Raw genomic sequence first — 20,307 nt, forward strand, 5'->3', positions numbered from 1 at the left:
CCCCAAGGGCCCTGGCGATCAGCGGACCGGGCGCTCCGGCGACTTCGGTGTCTTGCGGTTGCGGGCCTCCCGGCTGAGGAAGAGCGCGAAGACCGGCGGCTGCTGCTGGAGCAGCTCCAGCCGGCCGCCGTCCGCCTCGGCCAGGTCGCGGGCCACGGCGAGGCCGATCCCGGTGGAGTTGCGGCCGCTGATGGTGCGCTCGAAGATCCGCGCCCCGAGGTCCGCCGGAACGCCGGGGCCCTCGTCGGTCACCTCGATGACGGCCTGGTTGCCGGTGACGCGGGTGCGCAGCGCGACCGTACCGCCGCCGTGCATGAGTGAGTTCTCGATCAGCGCGGCCAGCACCTGGGCGACCGCGCCCGGGGTGCCGACGGCCCGCATCCCCTGCCGGCCCGAGCAGACGACGGCCCGCCCGGCGCTGCGGTAGGCCGGGCGCCACTCCTCGATCTGCTGTTTGACGACCTCGTCGAGATCGAAGGCGACGGCGGAGCCGGTACGCGGGTCGCGCGCGTTGGTGAGCAGCCGCTCCACCACATCGGTCAGCCGCTCGACCTGCGCCAGCGCGACCATCGCCTCCTCCTTCACCGACTCCAGGTCGTCCGTGGCGGAGATCTCCTCCAGCCGCATGGACAGGGCGGTCAGCGGCGTACGCAGCTGATGCGAGGCGTCCGCGGCGAGCCGCCGCTCGGCGGTGAGCATCCGGGCGATGCGCTCGGCGCTGGAGTCGAGGACATCCGCGACCCGGTCCAGCTCGGGCACCCCGTACCGCTTGTGCCGGGGGCGCGGGTCGCCGGAGCCGAGGCGCTCCGCCGTCTCCGCGAGATCGGTGAGCGGGGAGGCCAGCTTGTTGGCCTGGCGCACGGCGAGCAGTACGGCGGCGATGACCGCGAGCAGCGCCACCGCGCCGATGATCAGGAGGGTGCGGCCGACCTCGCGGGTCACGGAGGAGCGGGGCTCCTCGACGATGACGGTCTCGCCCTCCTCGCCCTTCGCCTTGGCCCGGATAACGCTGCCGGTCGGCCGCTCGCCGAGCTGGACGACGGGCCGGCCCGGGATCTCGATCCGCGCGTACCGCGTCTGGTCGATCTGCTCGGACAGCACCTTGGCGGTGACGTTGTCTCCGCCGAGGAGGCGGCTGTCGACGATGCTCACCAGCCGTACCGCCTCGGAGTCCACGCTCTCCTGGGCGCTGCTGCTGATCGTGCGGGTCTCGACGATGACGAGCGAGACCCCGAAGACGGCGATGACGACCAGCACCACGGCGAGCGTGGAATTGATCAGACGGCGGCGCAAGGTGTCTTAGCTCTTCTCGAACCGGAAGCCGACGCCGCGCACGGTGGCGATGTAGCGCGGGTTGGCGGCATCGTCACCGAGCTTCTTGCGCAGCCAGGAGATATGCATGTCGAGCGTCTTGGTCGACGACCACCAGGTGGTGTCCCAGACCTCGCGCATCAGCTGGTCACGGGTGACGACCCGGCCCGCGTCCCGGACGAGGACCCGCAGCAGGTCGAACTCCTTGGCGGTGAGCTGGAGTTCCTCGTCGCCCATCCAGGCGCGGTGCGACTCGACATCGATCCGTACGCCATGGGTGGCGGGGGCGGGCACGGGGTCCGAGGCGCCGCGCCGGAGCAGCGCCCGTACCCGCGCCAGCAGCTCCGCGAGCCGGAAGGGCTTGGTCACATAGTCGTCGGCGCCGGCGTCCAGGCCGACCACGGTGTCCACCTCGTCGGCGCGCGCGGTCAGCACCAGGATCGGCACGGCGTGGCCCTCGGCGCGCAGCCGGCGGGCGACTTCGAGGCCGTCCATCCCGGGCAGGCCCAGGTCGAGTACGACCAGGTCGACACCGCCCTGGAGTCCGGCGTCCAGCGCGGTCGGACCGTCTTCGCGGACCTCGACCTCGTAACCCTCCCGTCGCAGGGCGCGGGCCAGCGGCTCCGAGATGGAAGCGTCGTCCTCGGCGAGCAGTACACGGGTCATGTGGTGATGGTAGACCGCACGGGGCGGCGCTTGGGCCCTGCTGGGCGATGCCTTCGGGTTCGCATGCGATCTGATGATCTACCTTCGAATATAAGAGTGTGGTTCCATCAAATCCTGTGATCCATCTCTCAAGTCCTTCCATATGCGACTCTGTCATGTCGTATGGTGGCGAGACGCCTGTAGTACCACTAGGAGACCTTTGGCCTGCTGAGTGCCAAGGGTCTCCTCTCTGCGTCTCCGCGCCGGGGGCGGCACGTACCGCCCCGGCCCGCCCCCCACACCGGGCGCGTCACCGCTGACCAAGCGCCGCGTCCCGAGCAAGCAAGGATCGACCCATGGCGTCCAGCATGACCAAGGACTCGCCCAGCGCCCCCGCCGGACCCGAGAAGACCTTCTTCGGCCACCCCCGCGGCCTGGCCACGCTCTTCATGACCGAGATGTGGGAGCGCTTCAGCTTCTACGGCATGAGGGCCCTGCTCACCATCTATCTGATCTCCGGTGGTCCCGACGCCTCGAAGGGGCTTCAGGGCGGCGGGCTCGGGATGGATCTGGCCACCACCACGGCCATCTACTCCATCTACCTGTCCATGGTCTATCTGCTGGCGATGCCCGGCGGCTGGCTGGGCGACCGGCTCTGGGGCCCGCGCAAGACCGTCACGATCGCGGCGTGCACGATCATGCTGGGCCATCTCACCCTGGCCCTGCCGGGCACGGGAAGCTTCTTCGCCGGGCTGGCGCTGGTGGCGCTCGGCTCGGGTCTGCTGAAGGCCAATATCTCCACGATGGTCGGCCATCTCTATGACGGCCCCAACGACCCGCGCCGGGACGGCGGCTTCACCATCTTCTACATGGGCATCAACATCGGTGCCTTCTTCGCCCCGCTGGTCATCGGCACCGTCGGCGAGACCTACAGCTGGCATCTGGGCTTCGCCCTGGCCGCGGTCGGCATGGGCATCGGCCTGATCATGTTCCTGCTCGGTACGAAGCATCTGAGCCCGGAGAGCAGCCGCGTCCCGACCCCGCTCTCCCGCGAGGAGCGGGCCACCTGGCTGCGCAAGGGCATGACCTGGCTGCTGATCGCCGCCGTCTTCTACGGCGTCGTCGGTCTCAGCGGCAACTTCACCCTCAACTGGGCGATGGTCCCGCTGACGCTCGCGGGCATCGCGATCCCGGCCGCCGTGCTGATCCGGATCAAGCGCGACAAGGAGCTGTCGGCGACCGAGCAGACCAAGATGTCCGGGTACATCTGGTTCTTCGTGGCCGCGGCCGTGTTCTGGATGATCTACGACCAGGGCGGCTCCACGGTCCAGGCGTTCGGTACGACGAAGGCCGCCGGCGAACTGTTCGGGCTGGGCTTCCCGTCCTCCTGGTACCAGTCACTGAACCCGGTGTTCATCATGGCGCTGGCGCCGGTCTTCGCCTGGTTCTGGCTCTGGCTGAGCCGCCGGGGCCAGGAGCCGAGCACGGTCGTGAAGTTCGCCGCCGGGCTGTTCTTCATCGGCGTCTCGTTCTTCTTCTTCCTGATCCCGCTGGCGATGGCGGCGGACGGCACGCTGGTCAGCCCGATGTGGCTGGTGGGCATCTATCTGATCCAGACCGTGGGCGAGCTGTGCGTCTCCCCGGTGGGTCTGTCGGTGACGACGAAGATGGCGCCGGCGAAGTACGCGAGCCAGATGATGGGGGTCTGGTTCCTGGCGGTCACCGCGGGCGACTCCGTGACCGGTCTGCTCTCGATCGGCGGGGTCGATCTGGGGAAGACGGGCGTGGTGGCGCTGGAGGCGCTGCTGGCGACCCTCGCCGGCTTCGCGATCTTCATGTACCGCAAGAAGGTACGGGCGCTGATGGGCGACATCCACTAGTTCGCACCAGGACGGGTCATATGTGACGGAAAGGGCCGCCGCACCGGGCATGGGTGCGGCGGCCCTTTTCGTGTGAGCTACGCGCGTTACGACGGGGCGGCGAGCTCCGCCCAGACCGTTTTCCCGGCCGCGCCGGGCGTGCGTACGACACCCCAGTCGAGGCAGAGCCGCTGGACGATGAACATGCCGTGGCCGCCGGGGCGTCCCGCGCGGTGCGGGGTACGGGGGGCCGGCTGGCCCGTACCGCGGTCCGTGACCTCCAGCCGCAGCACCTTGGCGGTGTGCGCGACCCGCAGCCCCTCGGGGCCCTCGGCGTGCAGACACGCGTTGGTGACCAGCTCGGAGACGACCAGCAGCACATCCTCCGCCGCCGCCCGCTGGTCCGCGGTCGAGGCGGGGAGCCAGCCCCAGTCGTAGAGCGCCTGGCGGGTGAAGTCGCGCGCGAGCGGTACGACGCCACTGGCGCCGGCCAGGACAAGCGACCGTACCCGCGCGTCGGACGTCGCGGCAGCGGTTCCCGCCCCGTCCGGCTCGGGGCCGAGATCGCCCGGCGGAGGCTGCCGGGTGGTGCTCATCAGCGCTTCACCTCACCGATTCACCAATTAGCCAGTTCTTGTGTACACAGCGTGCGGGGTCCCGCTGGGGCCGCCGGGGGTCTTCTGCCCCTCCGAATCGTGACAACACCCACTTCACCGGTCGGGAAATGGTGAGGAGTGCAACACGACAGGGCGGGGCGGGGATCCGATGCGGATCCCGGGGTGCAGAGTAGCGCCGGAGTCAGTCGGCCAGGGCCTCTTCGAGGGAGTCATGGACGGTGAAGACCGCGTCCGCGCCCGTGATCTCGAAGACCCGCGCCACCACGGGCAGCATCGCCGCGAGATGGACCCCGCCGCCGGCGGCATCCGCCTTGAGGCGGGCGCCCAGCAGGACGTTGAGTCCGGTGGAGTCGCAGAATTCCAGTTGCGAACACTCGATCACCAGGCGTGACCTGCCCTGTTCGAGCGCTTCGTCCAGAGGTGTCCGCAACAGGTCGGCCGTGTGGTGATCCAGCTCACCGGCCACCGTCACTACCTCGCTCCGGCCCTCGGTCCGAACCTCGACCCGAAGCCGGCCCCGGTTCGTGCTGCCGACCGTCTGGCGGTCCATGCCGATCCCTCTTCGCCGTGTCGTGCGCCGTCGTCAGATGGTGTCGCCCCGTCGTCATCTCAACCCGATGACGTCCGTCGAACATTACGCCTTTCACACGCCGACCGGTACCCAAAGTCCCCCACAATAAGGACATATGAAACAATTAACACTTGCAACTGTCCGTACCTAGCGGGTAGGGCTTGTAGGGAACACATCCGACCACGGCCGGCTTTGGAGGCGCCGCACACCGCAGCAGCGCGTATTGGCATCGGCAGCCATATGCCGAGAACGTATGGAGGAGACCCATGTCACCCCGGCTCGACAGCACGCGTACCCCACACGCGGCGTCGGCAACTCCGCCCGCACCTTCCGAGACCGACATCACACCGCCGGCCGGCATCGAGGGCCTGACCGAGGGCCTTGAGGACCTGCCCGAGATCCCGCCCTTCGACGAGGTGGGCGCGGTGGATGCCCGAGCCCTGTCGAAGACGCTCTTCGCCCGGCTGGAAGCCCTTGAAGAGGGCACGCACGAGTACGCGTACGTCCGCAACACCCTGGTCGAGCTGAATCTCGCCCTGGTGAAGTTCGCGGCCGCCCGGTTCCGCTCCCGCAGCGAACCGATGGAGGACATCGTGCAGGTCGGCACCATCGGCCTGATCAAGGCCATCGACCGCTTCGAGCTGAGCCGCGGCGTCGAGTTCCCCACCTTCGCGATGCCGACCATCGTCGGCGAGATCAAGCGCTTCTTCCGCGACACGTCGTGGTCGGTGCGCGTACCGCGCAGGCTCCAGGAGCTCCGCCTCGACCTCGCCAAGGCGGGCGACGAACTGGCCCAGCAGTACGACCGGGCGCCCACCGTCGGTGAACTCGCCCACCGCCTCGGCATCACCAACGAGGAAGTCGTCGAGGGCATGGCGGCGAGCAACGCGTACACCGCCAGCTCGCTGGACGCCCAGCCCGAGGACGACGACACCGAGGGCGCGCTCGCGGACCGGATCGGCTACGAGGACCACGGGCTCGAAGGCATCGAGTACGTCGAGTCCCTGAAGCCGCTGATCGCGAGCCTGCCGTCGCGGGACCGCAAGATCCTCTCCCTGCGCTTCGTCGCCAATATGACGCAGTCGGAGATCGGCGAGGAGCTCAATATCTCGCAGATGCATGTGTCCAGACTGCTCTCCCGCACCCTCAAGAGGCTCAGAAAGGGCCTGACTCTGGAGGAGTGACGGGCGCTGTCCCCGCCTCGGCGGCCTTATTGACGGCCCGTCCGTTATGGGCCACATTGAGCCGGGGCAGGGGGAGCGTGGGGAGACGCGATGGCTCGTGGGGAGGGCTGCCCGGCGGAGGACTCCGCGTACGCGGCGCTGGAGACGCTGATGCGCCGTCGCCTCGGCAGGAAGTGTCTGTATGTGCCGTCGTGCCGGCGCGGGCTGTATGTGGCGCTGCGCCACTGGTGCCGGCCCGGCGGGCGAACGGTCCGTAACAGGCCGGAACACGCCGAAAGAGGCCGGAACAGCTCCTGTGCCGGGCCACCTGATGGCTCATAGGATCGGGGGCGGCCCTGTACCAGGCTTGCCGGGAGGGAGAGTCCAGTGACCGCGTCATATGCGCCCCGCCGGCTGGACCCGTCCGGCGGCTGCCCGCACGCCTCCAACGCCGCGCTGCTGGCGAAGGGGGCCGCTGCCGAGGTCCTGCTCCCCGGGGACGTACCGGCCGCGGTGGTGCTCGGGCACGAGGCGCTCAAGGAATTCATCGGCCATCCGGATGTCGCCAAGAACGCCCGGCACTTCACCGCGCTGCGTGAGGGGCGCATTCCGGACGGCTGGCCGCTGCGGACCTTCGCGACCGTGCAGGGCATGGTCACCTCGGACGGCGACGATCACCGGCGGCTGCGGGCGCTGGTGAGCAAGGCGTTCACGGCCCGGCGCGTGGAGGCGCTGCGGCCCGGCATCGAGCGGCTGACCGACGAGCTTCTGGACGGTGTGGAGGCAGCGGCGGCCGAAGCGGCCGGCGGTGCGGGTGACGGCGCGCGCGTGGGAGCGCGTGAGGGCGCGGTGGATCTGCGGGCGCTGTTCGCGCTGCCACTGCCCATGCGTGTCATCAGTGAACTGCTCGGCGTCGACGATCAGTTCCGGGACCGGCTGCATGAGCTGTCGAACCTGGTGGTGGCGACCGACATCGCGCCCGAGGACGCGGTGGCCGCGAACCGGGAGATGGTGGCGGTGCTGACCGCCGTGGCGGCCTCCCGTAAGGACCGTCCGGGCGAGGACCTGACCAGCGCCCTGATCGCCGCGCGCGAGGAGGGCGGCGACCGGCTCGGCGAGGCCGAACTCATCGGCACGATGATCGTGATGATCATCGCCGGCCATGAGACCACGCTCAATCTGATCACCAACGCGGTGCGTGCGCTCTGCGCCCACCGGGACCAGTTGGAGCTGATCCGGGCCGGTGGCGCCGACTGGGCGGACGCGGTCGAGGAGACGCTGCGCTGGGACAGTCCGGTCAGTTACTTCCCGTTCCGTTATCCGACCCGGGATCTGACGGTGGACGGCACGCTGATCCCGGCGGGCACTCCTGTGCTGGCGGGCTTCTCCGCCGCCGGCCGTGATCCCGCCGCTCACGGCCCGGACGCGGACCGCTTCGACATCACGCGACGTACGCGCTCCACCACGCGCCATCTCTCTCTGGGCCATGGTGCGCACTACTGTCTGGGCGCACCGCTGGCGAGGATGGAGACGACGATCGCGCTGCGGCGGTTGTTCGGGCGCTTCCCGGACCTGCGGGTCGCGGTCCCGGAGGACGAACTTCCGCGCCACCGAAGCTTTGTGGGCAACAGTGTGCGGGAACTGCCGGTGGTGCTGGGTGGTTGAGGCCCGCCGCAGCTGATCCGCGGGGCGGTCCTACAGGCGCAGCCCGACGGCCAGGGCGATGGTGAGCCCCAGCGTGCAGACCGCGACCACGAACCACGCCTGATGCTTCGCTTCCGGAGTCATGTCCGGTGCCGCCCTTCACGTTCGTGCAGGTAGTCCATGAACGTGCGGCACATCCGGGCCAGGGCCCGCATGTGGACCCAGTTCGCCATGGCGCCGGCGCCGGGCCCGCTGCCGGTCAGGTCGTACCAGTCCTTCAGCGCGCCCTTCGCCCGGACCGTGTGCTCCGTCTCGGGAATCCGCTCCACGAACCCGACGAGCAACGCCCCATGGTCGATCAGCCGGTTGGTGAGATCGGCGATCTCCACCGGCGGCGGCATCAGACGATGCGGGGCGAGTGCGCGGTCGATGTTCAGGGCTATGACATCGAAGGCGATATCGTCATATGCCAATGCCTTCCTGTGTGCGTTTTCCTCTGTGCCTCCGGCTCTGCGGTCTGTCACTGTGGTCACCTTGGCCCCCCGCTCTCTTCGTTGTTCGGCGTCTACTTGAAGAGAAAACCGCGTTATTACCCTCCCCGGGTACCGTGGAGGGCAGGTCCGAGAATGAAAGCCATGAACGCTTGGGGGAGTTGAAGGCATGGCGAGTAACTCACGTCACTCACGCACACCCAATGCCGGGTTGGCCTCTCTGCTTGAGCAGGCGAAATGGTCCCGTGCGCAGTTCGCACAGATCATCAATCGCATCGGCGCGGAAGCCGGGCTCCAGCTGCACTACGACCAGTCCGCAGTCTCCCACTGGGTCGCGGGCACCACCCCGAAGGAGCAGGTCAGACCACTGATCGTGGAGGCGTTCGCGCGCAAGCTCCGCCGTCCGGTCACGCATGCGGAAGCCGGCCTGCCGGCCGCGTCCTCCGCGCACGCCCCGGCGGGCTCCGGCGTACCCGGCTCCTCCGTCACTTCCGGCGTCAACACGTTCGAAGAACTGGTCGACATGGGAAGGGCCGATATGGACCCGTCGCGTCGCAGTTTGATCGCCGCAGGACTGTTCTCGGCCGCGATGGTGGTACCGCTTTTCCCGGATCTGGCCCAGGCCGCCACCCCGACGACCGCGCCACCGGGCAAACGGACGGCCCGGATCGGCGCGCCGCAAGTACAGGCCGTACGTACGATGACCGATCGAATAGCGGACATTCTCGATGAACTCGGCGGAGGGCACGCGCGCCCGATGGCCGCCGCGTTTCTGGTCAACACGGTCATGCCCTGGCTCAAGGCCGAGGCTCCGGAGGGTGTACGGAGCGACATGCTGTCGGCGGCGTCCGACCTGGTCTATCTGACCGGGTGGATGGCGATGTACGAGCGGGCGCACGGGCTCGGGCAGCGGTACTACCTGAGGGCCCTGGAGCTGGCGGGCGCCGCAGAGGACCACACGACGTACTGCCGCACACTGCGCGGCATGTCCCTCCAGGCGTCCAATCTCGGCTACGGCAAGCGCGCGCTGGAGCTCGCCGACTCGGCCGCCGAGGCGTCCCCGCAGGCCGGGCCGCGGCTGCGGGCCTTCCTCTCCGGTCAGCAGGCCCACTCCGCGGCGATGGTCGGCGACAAGCGGCAGGCGTTCAGCCGGCTCCGGGAGACCGAGACGGCGCTGACGAAGGCGGACAACCGGCGTGAGTCGGTGGGCGGTTACGACGCGACGGCGTATCTCTTCCACACGTCCCATGTGCTGTACGAGTTCAAGGATCTGCCGGGGTCGATATCCGCGCTCCAGCAGTCCCTGAAGGCGCAGCAGAAGAACGAACGGCAGGGCAGGGTCCACTTCCTCGCGGTGCTGGCGCAGCGTCAGCTGGAGCTGGGGCATCTGGAGGCGGCGTGCGGGAGCTGGTGGCAGTTCCTGGAGGACTACGAGCATGTGTCGTCGGCGCGGGGTGACGAGCACTTCGAGACGATGCAGCGCAGGCTGAAGCCGTACGCGAAGACGCAGGCGGTACGGAGGCTGCGGGCCAAGATCGACGAGGTCGCCGTGCTGAAGGGGTGAGGGCGCGCCCGGCCGCCGGGCGCGCGGCGCGCCGGGCGGCCGGGATGCTGGGCGGCCGGGATGCTGGGCGGCCCGGCGGCGAGGGGGTCAGTGGACCCGCTCGCCGGCCCGCCAGACCGCCGTGACCAGGGGCACCCCCGGGCGGTAGGCCAGGTGCACATGGCTCGGGGCGTCGAGGAGGGCGAGGTCGGCGCGGGCGCCCGGGGTGAGGCGGCCGATGTCCTGGCGGCGCAGGGCGGCGGCACCCCCCGCCGTGGCCGACCAGACCGCCTCGTCCGGGGTCATGCCCATGTCGCGTACGGCGAGCGCGATGCAGAACGGCATGGACGAGGTGAAGGACGAGCCGGGGTTGCAGTCGGTGGAGAGCGCGACGGTCGCGCCCGCGTCGAGGAGGCGGCGCGCGTCCGGCCAGGCGGCGCGGGTGGAGAACTCCGCGCCGGGGAGCAGCGTGGCCACGGTCGCGCTGTGGGCGAGGGCGTCCACGTCCGCGTCGGTCAGATGCGTGCAGTGGTCGGCGGACGCGGCGTCGAGTTCGACGGCGAGCTGGACGCCGGGGCCGTACGAGAGCTGGTTGGCGTGGACGCGCGGGTGCAGGCCCTTCGCGGCTCCGGCGGTGAGGATCGCGCGGGCCTGGTCGCCGTCGAAGGCGCCCTTCTCGCAGAAGACATCGACCCAACGGGCGTACGGGGCACAGGCGTCGAGCATCTCGCCGGTGACGAGCGCGACATACGCGGCGGGGTCGTCGGCGTGGTCGGGCGGGACGATGTGGGCGCCGAGGTAGGTGACCTCGTCGGTGTGTTCACGGGCGATGCGCAGGGCGCGGGACTCGTCCTCGACGGTCAGGCCGTAACCGGACTTGGTCTCCTGGGTGGTGGTGCCCTGGCGGAGCGCCTCGGCCAGATAGCGCGCGACGTTGGCGCTCAGCTCGGCGTCGGTGGCGGCGCGGGTGGCGGCGACGGTGGTGCGGATGCCGCCGGCGGAGTAGGCGCGGCCGGACATCCGGGCGTTGAACTCCTGGGTGCGGTCGCCCGCGAAGACCAGATGGGAGTGGGAGTCCACGAAGCCCGGGATCACGGCCCGGCCACCGGCGTCGACGGCATTGTCAGTGGCGGGTGCTTTGCTTGATTCACCGACCCAGACCACGCGGTCGCCGTCGATGACGACGGCCGCGTCCTGGATCAGACCGATGGGGGTTCCGTCACCGAGGGAGGGGTCGTTGGTGACCAGACTGGCGATGTTGGTGAGGGCGGTGGTGCCCGCCGTGGTGGGGGTCGTCATCGTGACGCTGTTCTCCTTCGGCGGTGTCCGCGGCGTCAGCCGCGCAGGGCTGCGATCGACTCGGCGAGGGCCTTGGGCACGTCGGGGACGAGGGTGTGGACACCGTCCCGGACGATCTGGCGGCCCCCGACCACGGTGTGGCGCACATCCGCCGCGGAGGCGGCGAATACGGCGGTCTCCGCTCCGAGCCGGGTGAGCGTGCCCGCTGTTCTGACCGAGTCCAGGGCGATGGTGGCGAGATCGGCGAGCGCGCCGCGCTCGATCCTGCCCGCCTCGTGCCAGCCGAGGGCCGCGTGGCCGTCCGTGGTCGCGGCGTGCAGCAGGGCGGCGGCCGTCCAGTGACCGCGGCGGCGGGTGCGCAGCCGTTCGTCGAGTTCCATCGCGCGGGCCTCTTCGAGGATGTCGATGACGGCGTGGCTGTCGCTGCCGAGCGACAGCGGGGAGCCCGCGCGCTGGAGCCGGGCGGCGGGGCCGATGCCGTCGGCCAGATCGCGTTCCGTGGTGGGGCACATACAGGTGCCGGTGCGGGCGGCGCCCAGCAGGGCGATGTCCTCGTCGGTGAGGTGGGTGTTGTGCACGCCGGTGGTACGGGCGCCGAGTACGCCGTGGTCGGCAAGCAGTCGCGTGGGGGTACGGCCGTGCGCGTCGAGGCAGGCGTCGTTCTCCGCGGTCTGCTCGGAGAGATGCACATGCAGCGGGGCCCCGTGGGCGTCGGCCCAGTCGGCGACGGTGGAGAGCTGTTCGGCGGGTACGGCGCGTACGGAGTGGATGGCGGCGCCGATCCGGGCGTGGGCGCTGTCCTTGTGGGCCGAGACGAGATCGGAGGCGCGCTCGGCCCAGGCGGTGGCGGTGCCGTCGGAGAAGCGGAGCTGGTGGCGCTCGGGGGGTGCGCCGCCGCGCCGCTTGGTGATCCCGGAGGAGAGATAGGCGGTGTCCAGGAGCGTGATCCGGATCCCGGCCTCGGCCGCCGCCGCGATCAGCGCCTCCCCCATCGCGTTCGGCCGGTCGTACGGAGCGCCGTCGGGGGTGTGGTGGAGGTAGTGGAACTCCCCGACGGCGGTGATGCCGGCGAGCGCCATCTCGGCGTACACGGCGCGGGCGAGCGCGTAATACGAGTCGGGGGTGAGCTTCGCGGCGATTCCGTACATGATCTCGCGCCAGGTCCAGAAGGTGCCGGAGCCGACCTGGACGGTGCTGCGCAGGGCGCGGTGGAAGGCGTGGGAGTGGGCGTTGGCCAGCCCGGGGAGGGTCAGTCCGCGCAGGGCCGTGGCTCCGGGCGGCGGGGTCATGACGCCGGTACGGACGTCGGTGATCCGGCCGTCCGTCACGCCGACGGCGACCCCCGGCTCGACATGGGTGCCGAGCCAGGCGTGCTCCAGCCAGTAGACGAGGCCGGCGGGCGCGTCCGGTGCCGCTGTGGGGTGCGTCATGCGCACGCGAGTCCTTCCAGTACGTCGGCGAGTGCCAGGACCCCGGCCACGCAGTCGTCCTCGGCGGCGGATTCGGCCGGGGAGTGCGAGACCCCGGTGGGGTTCCGTACGAACAGCATGGCGGTGGGGATGGAGCCGGACAGAATACCCGCGTCGTGCCCGGCGCCGGTGCCGAGGACGGGTACGGGACCGGCACCGCCTGGGCGCTGTCCGAGGATCTTGCCCAGCTCGTCCCGCAGGGCGTGCTCGAACTCGACCACGGGGGTGAAGGACTCCCGTACGACCGACAGTTCGATACCGGCCCGGTCCGCGCACGCGCGGGCGGCGGCCTCGATACCGGCGACCACGGTGTCCAGGGCGGACTGGTCGGCGGCGCGGGAATCCAGCCAGCCACGGACGAGGGAGGGGATGGCGTTGACGCCGTTGGGTTCGACGGAGATCTTGCCGAAGGTGGCGAGGGCTCCGGCGAGTTCGGCCTCGCGGCGGGCGGCGAGCACGGTCTCCGCGTAGGTCAGCATCGGGTCGCGGCGGTCGGCGAGCCGGGTGGTGCCCGCGTGGTTGGCCTCTCCCCGGAAGTCGAAGCGCCAGCGGCCGTGCGGCCAGATCGCCGAGGCGATCCCGACCGGATCGCCGGAGAGGTCGAGGGCGCGGCCCTGCTCGACATGCAGCTCGATGAACGCGCCGATCCGTGCGAGGCGTTCGGGATCGGGGCCGAGGGCGGACGGGTCGTAGCCGGCGGCCTCCATCGCCCGGGGCAGCGTGATGCCGTCCCCGTCGCGCAGCTCCTGGGCCTGTTCGGCGGTGAGCTGTCCGGCGGTGAGCCGGGAGCCGACGCAGGCGAGACCGAAGCGGGCGCCTTCCTCGTCCCCGAAGTTGGTGAGGGCCAGGGGTCTGCTGAACCGCGCGCCCCTGCGGCGGAGTTCATCGAGTGCGGCGAAGGAGGAGACGACACCGAGCGGCCCGTCGAAGGCGCCGCCGTCGGGTACGGAGTCCAGATGCGACCCCGTCACGACGGCGTCCCCGGCGAGCGGATCGCCGAGCCAGGCCCACTGGTTGCCGTTGCGGTCGAGCTCGTAGGCCAGCCCCCGGGACTCGGCCTGCGCGCGGAACCAGGCGCGGCAGTCGGCGTCGGCGGCGGTCCAGGCGTACCGCCGGTAGCCGCCGCTGCCGGAGTCGCGCCCGAGCGGCGCGAGCTCGCGCCACATCTCCTGGAAGGAGGGCGGCCGGCGGCCGGCCCCCGGGGCGGCCCCGGCATGCCCCGGGGCGCCGTCGGCGCGCCCCGGCCCGGGTGGGAGTGACGCGGTCACTCGCCCTCCCGCATCGGGACGCGGACGCCGCGCTCGTCGGCGACCTCTTCCGCGAGGTCGTAGCCCGCGTCGACATGGCGGATGACGCCCATGCCCGGGTCGTTGGTCAGGACGCGGCGGATCTTCTCGCCCGCGAGCTTCGTGCCGTCGGCCACCGAGACCTGGCCGGCGTGGATGGAGCGGCCCATGCCGACACCGCCACCGTGATGAATCGAGACCCAGGAGGCGCCGGAGGCGACATTGACCATGGCGTTGAGGAGCGGCCAGTCGGCGATGGCGTCGGAGCCGTCGAGCATGGCCTCGGTCTCGCGGTACGGGGAGGCGACCGACCCGCAGTCCAGATGGTCGCGCCCGATGACCAGCGGGGCGGCGAGCTCACCGGAGGCGACCATGTCGTTGAAGCGCTCGCCCGCCTTGTCGCGCTCGCCGTAGCCGAGCCAGCAGATCCGGGCCGGCAGCCCCTGGAAGTGGACGCGCTCACCGGCCATCTTGATCCAGCGGTGCAGCGATTCGTTCTCGGGGAAGAGGTCGAGGATCGCCTTGTCCGTCTTGTGGATGTCGGACGCCTCGCCGGAGAGCGCGGCCCAGCGGAACGGGCCCTTGCCCTCGCAGAACAGCGGCCGGATATAGGCGGGCACGAAGCCGGGGAAGGCGAAGGCCCGGTCGTATCCGGCCAGTTGGGCCTCGCCCCGGATGGAGTTGCCGTAGTCGAAGACCTCGGCGCCCGCGTCCATGAAGCCGACCATCGCCTCGACGTGCCGGGCCATGGACTCCCGGGCGCGCTGGGTGAAGTCGGCGGGCTTCTCGGCGGCGTACGAGGCCATCTCGTCGAAGTCGACACCGAGCGGCAGATAGGCCAGCGGGTCATGGGCGGAGGTCTGGTCCGTGACGATATCGATGGGGGCGCCCTCGGCCAGCATCCGGGGCAGCAGCTCCGCCGCGTTGCCGAGCAGGCCGATGGAGAGCGGACGGCGCGCGTCGCGTGCGTCGGTCGCCAGCTGGAGCGCGTGCTCCAGGCTGTCGGCCCGTACATCGAGATAGCGGTGCTCGATCCGGCGCTCGATGGCGCGCGGGTCGCAGTCGATACAGATCGCGACGCCGTCGTTCATGGTGACGGCCAGCGGCTGGGCGCCGCCCATGCCGCCCAGACCGGCGGTGAGGGTGATGGTCCCGGCGAGCGTCCCGCCAAACTTCTTCGCGGCGACGGCGGCGAACGTCTCGTACGTGCCCTGGAGGATGCCCTGCGTGCCGATATAGATCCAGGATCCGGCCGTCATCTGCCCGTACATGGTGAGCCCGAGGGCCTCCAGGCGCCGGAACTCCTCCCAGTTCGCCCAGTCGCCGACCAGATTGGAGTTGGCGAGCAGCACGCGCGGCGCCCACTCGTGGGTCTGCATCACGCCGACCGGGCGGCCGGACTGGACGAGCATCGTCTCGTCCTGCTTGAGGGTGCGGAGCGTACGGACCATCGCGTCGAAGGAGCGCCAGTCGCGGGCCGCCTTGCCGGTGCCGCCGTAGACGACCAGCTTGTCCGGGTGTTCGGCGACCTCGGGGTCCAGGTTGTTCTGGAGCATGCGGAGGGCGGCTTCCTGCTGCCATCCCAGGGCGCTCAGTTCCGTACCGCGCGGAGCCCGTACGGGCCGGGGTCCTGACATGGCGATGCCTCCTCCGTGGTGAATCCGCCGGGTGAATCCGCCGACCGATCTGTTGGTCAATCTATTCACATCCTTGCTGGATGAATAGTTATAGTCAACAGCTGCGTGACCGGTCCACGGATGATTGGCTGGCACGCATGGCTTCGGTTCAGCACAACGGACGCGATACCCCGCACGGCACGGGCGGCTCCGCGGACGGCGGTACGGGCCCGGCACCCGGCGCCGCCGCCCGCCGGGACCTCGCCGTACGGGCCGCCGTGGCACAGGGTCTGATCAGCGAGGCCGAGCCCGTCGTCGCCCTGCTCGATGTGGCCGGAATCCGCTCCTCCGCCGCCGCGCTCCGTACCGCCTTCGAGGAGGTCACCGCCCCCGGCACCGCCGTCCTGCACGCCTTCGCGGTGAAGGCCGCGCCCCTGGTGGCCGTGGTGCGGCTGCTCGGCGAGGAGGGCATCGGCGCCGAGGTGGCCAGCCCTGGCGAACTGGCCCTTGCCCGCGCGGCGGGCGTACGCCCCGAGCACACCGTCCTCGACTCCCCCGCCAAGACCACCGCCGAGCTGCGCGAAGCCCTCGCGCTCGGCATCGCGGTCAACGCGGACAACCCCCAGGAGCTGGCGCGGATCGACGCCCTTGTCGAATCCGGAACTGGCTCCGGAACCGGCCCAGGCCCAGGCCCCGGCACCGGATCCGGCCCCGGACCGGCCCCGGGCGCCGTCGCCTCCCCGCTCGGGCTGCGGATCAACGCGCAGGTCGGCGGCGGATCCATCGGCGCCCTGTCCACCGCGACCGCCACCTCCAAGTTCGGGATCGCGCTGCGCGACGAGGGCGCCCGCGCCTGGGTTGTCCAGGCGTATCTGGACCGCCCCTGGCTGACCCGGCTGCACACCCACTCCGGCTCGCAGGGCGTCCCGCTGGAGCGCATGGCCGAGGGCGTACGGACGGTGTACGAACTGGCCGAGGAGATCAACACGGCCGCCGGCCGCCGGCAGATCGACACCCTCGACATCGGCGGCGGCCTCCCGGTCAACTTCACCTCGGACGAGGAGACACCGACGTACGCGGAGTACGCCCGGCTGCTGAGGGAGACCGTCCCCGGACTGCTGGACGGCCGCTACGGACTGGTCACCGAATTCGGCCGTTCTCTGCTCGCCAAGCACGGCACGGTCCTCACGCGCGTCGAATACGCCAAGTCCGCCGGTGGCCGCCCGATCGCGGTGACCCACGCGGGCGCGCAGGTCGCCACCCGTACCGTCTACGACCCCGCCTCCTGGCCGCTGCGCATCGTCGCGTACGACGCCGGGGGACGGCCCAGGACGGGCCCCGCCGTGGCCCAGGACATCGCGGGCCCGGCCTGCTTCGCGGGCGATCTGCTCGCCGAGAACCGGCCCGTGCCGCTGCTGGAGCAGGGCGATCTGGTGGCCGCGCTCGACACCGGCGCGTACTACTTCTCCCACCACTACGCGTACAACAGCCTGGCCAGGCCCGGTGTCTTCGGCTTCATGGCGGCTCCCGGCGCGGCCGGCGGCGGGGTGCGCTTCGCAACCGTACGGGCCGCGCAGACGGTCGCCGAGATCGTCACCGAGTCGGGCGGCGGATACGCCGACGCGCTCCTGCCGGACACTGACCCGGACGACTGACGACGGCCGAAGCCGACGGAAGACGGCCGGGGACGACGCGGAACCCGCGCACGACGCGGCCGGCGCCGGGACGGCCGGAAGTAGCCGGTCCTTTACAGTCCCGCGCGCATGTTCCGATGGAAAATGACAGAACCTCCTCGCCCCGCACGAACGTTGCGTAATCTCACGGTCACTGCCGCACAGCAGTACGCCCGCACGCCCGGCTGGGAGGGGAGTCCGCGTGCCCGGAATCGACGCGTGCCTACAGGAGGCCATGAACCTGCCGGGAGCGCGCGGAGCGGCGATCGTGGACTGGACGAGCGGTCTCGCCCTCGGCACGGCGGGCGAATCGCCCAACGGCGACCATGAGGCGACCGCCGCCGAAACGGCCGAACTGGCCAGAGCCGCCGCGGAGTACACGGCGTTCGCACCCGCCGCCGCGGCCGGCCACAAGGGCCCGCCCGTCGAGGACCTCATCGTCACCACCCGTACCGGCTACCACCTCCTGGCCTTCGTCGAGACGACCTTCGACAGCAGCGTCTTCCTCCATCTCTGGCTCGACCGCGACACCGGAAACCTCGCCCTGGCCCGGTTACGGCTGGGACAGCTCGCGGAACGGCTGGTGCTGGGATGACGACGGCGCCCGCGCACTCCACGGTCTCCCCGATGCTCGTCCGGCTGGCCGGCGAGCGCGCCACCGGAGCGCTCCTGCGCGACCACGGCACGCTCTATCTCGCCGACGGCCGCGTCGTGCACGCGGAGAGCCCCGCCGCCCCCGGCATCGACGTCCTGCTCACCACCGGAGGCCGGCTGCCGCGCGCCGGCTGGGAGGAGGCGGTCGACCGGGCGGGCGCCCGCCGCGAGGTCGGCCGGTTCCTGGTCGACAGCGGCCGGCTCGGCGGCGGCGAGCTGGAGATCTGTCATCTGGGCGCGCTGTTCGACGCCGCCTACTTCGCGCTCGCCCCCGGCAGCGGGCCCACCCGCTTCCGCTACGGCGTCGCGCACTGGATCGGCCCCGTACGGCCCGTCTCCGCGTCCGCCGTCGAGCGCGAGACGCGACGCAGACGCGAACTCCTCGACCAGGTCTGGCCGTACGCGGCCGTGGACACCGCGCCCGTGCGGACGCGCGAACCGGCGCCGGGCCAGACGGTCACCCGCCGCCAGCGCGCGCTGCTGGAACTGGCGGACGGCGTACGGACACCGCCGGCCATCGCCTGGGCGCTGGGCAGGCCCGCGTTCCACACCCTGCTGGACATCCGCCGGCTGGCCGCGGCCGGGCTGGTCGAGACGCCCGCGGAACCAGTGGCGGCCACGCCCTCGGCGGTCCCCTCCTGGGTCGCGACGGTCTCCGCCGATCCGGACATCGCCCTGTTACGCCGGCTCCGCGACGCCCTGGAGGCAAGCCTGTGAGTCCCCGTTCCATCCACCGGGCCCGGACAGGACCTGCCGTGTCCGACGTGCCGGACCGCGCCACGCCGTCATGAGGCGCGCGCTGCGGGCACGTGCCGAGAGGAGACAGCTGATGACGGCGGAAGCCGAGGTACTGGGCGAGCTGAGGCGCCTGCGGGCCCGCCTCCCGCAGCTCACCGGCGCGCTCGCGGCCAGTACGGACGGTCTGGTGCTGGCCCAGGACACGGCCGAGGTGGAGGCGGAGGGGGTGGCCGCGCTCACCGCCGCCGCGCTGGGCGTCGCGCAGCGCCTCACGGACACCACCGGCCAGGGCGGCTTCCGGGAGCTGCTGATCCGGGGCGAGCTGGGGTACGTCGCGACGTACGCGGCGGGCGCCTCGGCGGTGCTGACGCTCCTGGCGGAGCCCCGGATCAATGTGGGCCGGCTCCATCTGGAGGCCCGGCGGTCCAGCACCCGGATCGGTGAACTGGTCGACGGGGCCCTGGAACGGCTGGAGAACGCCTGACCCATGACAGCCCCCCACATACGCGGAACACGCACCACCCGGGCCCCGGGAACCCCCCGGACCGCCCGCACCGGACGGAAAGGAAGTGCGACATCCATGGCCAACACCGAAGCCGCCCTCAAGCAGGCCACCACCGTCATCGACGGTGCCCTGGGGGCCGCCCTCGTCGACTACTCCAGCGGCATGGCCCTCGGCACGGTCGGCGGCGGCAAGGACCTCGATCTGACGGTGGCCGCGGCGGGCAACACCGATGTGGTCCGGGCCAAGGTCCGCACCATGGAAATGCTCGGCCTGAAGGACGAGATCGAGGACATCCTGATCACCCTCGGCGGCCAGTACCACCTGATACGGCTGCTCAAGGGGCGCGGTAACAACGGTCTGTTCCTCTATCTGGCGCTGGACAAGTCACGGGCGAATCTGGCGATGGCCCGTCACCAGCTGATGAGAATCGAAGCCGAACTGGAGGTCTGAGCGACCCGCGCGCGGCGCACACGGCCCGCGCGCGGCGCGTGCCCTCGGCCGTTCAGCCGGCCGCTCAGCGAGGGCGCCGTGCCCCGCCGGGCACGGCGTCCCCGGCCGCGGTCCCCGTGGTCCGGTAGCCCTTGACCTTCTTGCCCACGGGGCTCCCGGTGCCGGCCCAGTCGGTACGTACCCACAGCAGCGCGTCGTCCCGGCGCTCCCGGCGCCCCAGCCAGGCCGCCTTGAGCCACAGCCCGACACCCACACCCGCCAGGGCGGGCCCCCCGGCGCCGGGCAGCGCGAACGAACTCCCCACCGCGACGAGGAAGGCGGCCAGCAGCCACCAGCGGTGCGCCCGGCGCCAGTTCCGCAACGTCACGGCGCGGTCCTGGAGGAAGTCGGACTTCCCCGCCCGCGCGGCGCGGTCCGCCCACTCGGTGTACTTGCGCCGGCGCACGAGCGCGACCACCACGGCGCACACCACGAACAGCGCCGCTCCGGTGTAGCCACCGACCCTGCGCCCGGTCAGCCCGGGGAGCAGCACACCGACCCCGGTGGCAAGAACCCCCAGCCACCACAACGGCACCGCACCGGCCCGCACGATCACGGCCACCCGTGCCAGAGACTGCCCTCCGCGCCCCACGATCCGCCTCCTCAAGCCTGTGTTGTGGCGCGCAGACTAATGACACTCTCTGAACATTTCCTGAGAACAGACGATCTCGGGGCAGCAGCCACCAGGTCGGGACCGAGGGGTAGTCGGGGTGACCCGGAGGGTTCGATGGCGG

The 20,307-nt window shown here is 71.1% G+C and carries 19 protein-coding genes and 1 pseudogene; 10 read left to right on the forward strand and 10 right to left on the reverse strand.

The window, feature by feature from the left end; translation table 11 throughout:
* Positions 1-18: 18 nt before the first annotated feature.
* Positions 19-1,293, reverse strand: coding sequence for an ATP-binding protein (locus ACFRKB_RS29265; RefSeq protein WP_383109561.1), 1,275 nt, complete (start codon positions 1,291-1,293; stop codon positions 19-21).
* Positions 1,294-1,299: 6 nt separating this feature from the next.
* Positions 1,300-1,977 (reverse strand): response regulator transcription factor, encoded by a 678-nt coding sequence (locus ACFRKB_RS29270; protein ID WP_030351003.1) that lies wholly within the window; start codon positions 1,975-1,977, stop codon positions 1,300-1,302.
* 335 nt (positions 1,978-2,312) lie between these two features.
* Between ACFRKB_RS29270 and ACFRKB_RS29275 the strand changes: the two genes are divergently transcribed.
* The gene (locus tag ACFRKB_RS29275; RefSeq protein WP_383109562.1) at positions 2,313-3,836 is read left to right on the forward strand and encodes a peptide MFS transporter; all 1,524 of its coding nucleotides are present in this window, start codon (positions 2,313-2,315) and stop codon (positions 3,834-3,836) included.
* An 86-nt stretch (positions 3,837-3,922) separates the two neighbouring features.
* On the opposite strand, the gene ACFRKB_RS29280 is transcribed toward ACFRKB_RS29275, so the two are convergent.
* Together ACFRKB_RS29280 and ACFRKB_RS29285 are read right to left on the reverse strand one after the other, a co-directional pair.
* Positions 3,923-4,411 (reverse strand): ATP-binding protein, encoded by a 489-nt coding sequence (locus ACFRKB_RS29280; protein WP_383109563.1) that lies wholly within the window; start codon positions 4,409-4,411, stop codon positions 3,923-3,925.
* Positions 4,412-4,613: 202 nt separating this feature from the next.
* A complete protein-coding gene (locus ACFRKB_RS29285) occupies positions 4,614-4,982 on the reverse strand; it encodes an STAS domain-containing protein (RefSeq protein WP_383109565.1) in 369 nt (122 codons plus the stop codon).
* Between the two features lie 287 nt (positions 4,983-5,269).
* Here ACFRKB_RS29285 and ACFRKB_RS29290 point away from each other — a divergent pair, with 287 nt between their 5' ends.
* The 3 genes and pseudogenes from ACFRKB_RS29290 to ACFRKB_RS29300 all read left to right on the forward strand — a co-directional run bounded on the left by ACFRKB_RS29290 (position 5,270) and on the right by ACFRKB_RS29300 (position 7,831).
* The gene (locus ACFRKB_RS29290; RefSeq protein ID WP_383109566.1) at positions 5,270-6,187 is read left to right on the forward strand and encodes an RNA polymerase sigma factor SigF; all 918 of its coding nucleotides are present in this window, start codon (positions 5,270-5,272) and stop codon (positions 6,185-6,187) included.
* Positions 6,188-6,277: 90 nt separating this feature from the next.
* Positions 6,278-6,439, forward strand: a pseudogene (locus ACFRKB_RS29295) (DegT/DnrJ/EryC1/StrS family aminotransferase); the annotation flags it as partial.
* Positions 6,440-6,553: 114 nt separating this feature from the next.
* Positions 6,554-7,831 (forward strand): cytochrome P450 family protein, encoded by a 1,278-nt coding sequence (locus tag ACFRKB_RS29300; RefSeq protein ID WP_383109567.1) that lies wholly within the window; start codon positions 6,554-6,556, stop codon positions 7,829-7,831.
* 119 nt (positions 7,832-7,950) lie between these two features.
* Here the strand turns inward: ACFRKB_RS29300 and ACFRKB_RS29305 are convergent, their stop codons facing one another.
* Positions 7,951-8,283: a DUF6415 family natural product biosynthesis protein gene (locus ACFRKB_RS29305; protein ID WP_030351010.1), complete on the reverse strand. Its 333-nt coding sequence runs from the start codon at positions 8,281-8,283 to the stop codon at positions 7,951-7,953.
* Between the two features lie 187 nt (positions 8,284-8,470).
* On the opposite strand from ACFRKB_RS29305, the gene ACFRKB_RS29310 reads away from it, so the two are divergent.
* Positions 8,471-9,865 carry a hypothetical protein gene (locus tag ACFRKB_RS29310; RefSeq protein ID WP_383109568.1) on the forward strand — a complete coding sequence of 465 codons (1,395 nt, stop codon included), beginning with the start codon at positions 8,471-8,473 and terminating at the stop codon, positions 9,863-9,865.
* Positions 9,866-9,952: 87 nt separating this feature from the next.
* Here the strand turns inward: ACFRKB_RS29310 and hutI are convergent, their stop codons facing one another.
* The 4 genes from hutI to hutU all read right to left on the reverse strand — a co-directional run bounded on the left by hutI (position 9,953) and on the right by hutU (position 15,535).
* Positions 9,953-11,143 (reverse strand): imidazolonepropionase, encoded by a 1,191-nt coding sequence (gene hutI / locus ACFRKB_RS29315; RefSeq protein WP_383109569.1) that lies wholly within the window; start codon positions 11,141-11,143, stop codon positions 9,953-9,955.
* A 35-nt stretch (positions 11,144-11,178) separates the two neighbouring features.
* Entirely contained in the window at positions 11,179-12,573 is a 1,395-nt protein-coding gene (locus tag ACFRKB_RS29320) for a formimidoylglutamate deiminase (protein ID WP_383109571.1), read from the reverse strand.
* Positions 12,570-13,778 (reverse strand): allantoate amidohydrolase, encoded by a 1,209-nt coding sequence (locus ACFRKB_RS29325; protein ID WP_383109646.1) that lies wholly within the window; start codon positions 13,776-13,778, stop codon positions 12,570-12,572. Before ACFRKB_RS29325 ends, ACFRKB_RS29320 begins: the two co-directional genes overlap by 4 nt.
* A gap of 98 nt (positions 13,779-13,876) precedes the next feature.
* The gene (gene hutU, locus ACFRKB_RS29330; RefSeq protein ID WP_383109572.1) at positions 13,877-15,535 is read right to left on the reverse strand and encodes a urocanate hydratase; all 1,659 of its coding nucleotides are present in this window, start codon (positions 15,533-15,535) and stop codon (positions 13,877-13,879) included.
* Between the two features lie 137 nt (positions 15,536-15,672).
* Between hutU and ACFRKB_RS29335 the strand changes: the two genes are divergently transcribed.
* The 5 genes from ACFRKB_RS29335 (at position 15,673) to ACFRKB_RS29355 (ending at position 19,534) form a co-directional block, all read left to right on the forward strand.
* Positions 15,673-17,169 (forward strand): type III PLP-dependent enzyme domain-containing protein, encoded by a 1,497-nt coding sequence (locus tag ACFRKB_RS29335; protein ID WP_383109573.1) that lies wholly within the window; start codon positions 15,673-15,675, stop codon positions 17,167-17,169.
* 220 nt (positions 17,170-17,389) lie between these two features.
* On the forward strand, positions 17,390-17,782 hold the full coding sequence (locus ACFRKB_RS29340; protein WP_383109574.1) for a hypothetical protein: 393 nt from the start codon (positions 17,390-17,392) through the stop codon (positions 17,780-17,782).
* Complete coding sequence (locus ACFRKB_RS29345) at positions 17,779-18,558, forward strand: transcriptional regulator (protein ID WP_383109575.1); 780 nt, start codon at positions 17,779-17,781, stop codon at positions 18,556-18,558. The genes ACFRKB_RS29340 and ACFRKB_RS29345 overlap by 4 nt, the downstream gene beginning before the upstream one ends.
* Before the next feature lie 112 nt (positions 18,559-18,670).
* On the forward strand, positions 18,671-19,063 hold the full coding sequence (locus tag ACFRKB_RS29350; protein WP_376581915.1) for a roadblock/LC7 domain-containing protein: 393 nt from the start codon (positions 18,671-18,673) through the stop codon (positions 19,061-19,063).
* Between the two features lie 96 nt (positions 19,064-19,159).
* Positions 19,160-19,534 (forward strand): hypothetical protein, encoded by a 375-nt coding sequence (locus ACFRKB_RS29355; RefSeq protein ID WP_383109577.1) that lies wholly within the window; start codon positions 19,160-19,162, stop codon positions 19,532-19,534.
* 64 nt (positions 19,535-19,598) lie between these two features.
* Here ACFRKB_RS29355 and ACFRKB_RS29360 read toward each other — a convergent pair whose 3' ends face one another.
* Positions 19,599-20,165 carry a hypothetical protein gene (locus ACFRKB_RS29360; RefSeq protein ID WP_383109578.1) on the reverse strand — a complete coding sequence of 189 codons (567 nt, stop codon included), beginning with the start codon at positions 20,163-20,165 and terminating at the stop codon, positions 19,599-19,601.
* Positions 20,166-20,307: the final 142 nt, after the last annotated feature.

It is taken from the genome of Streptomyces scopuliridis (genome assembly GCF_042790125.1).
Lineage (GTDB): Bacteria > Actinomycetota > Actinomycetes > Streptomycetales > Streptomycetaceae > Streptomyces > Streptomyces scopuliridis_A.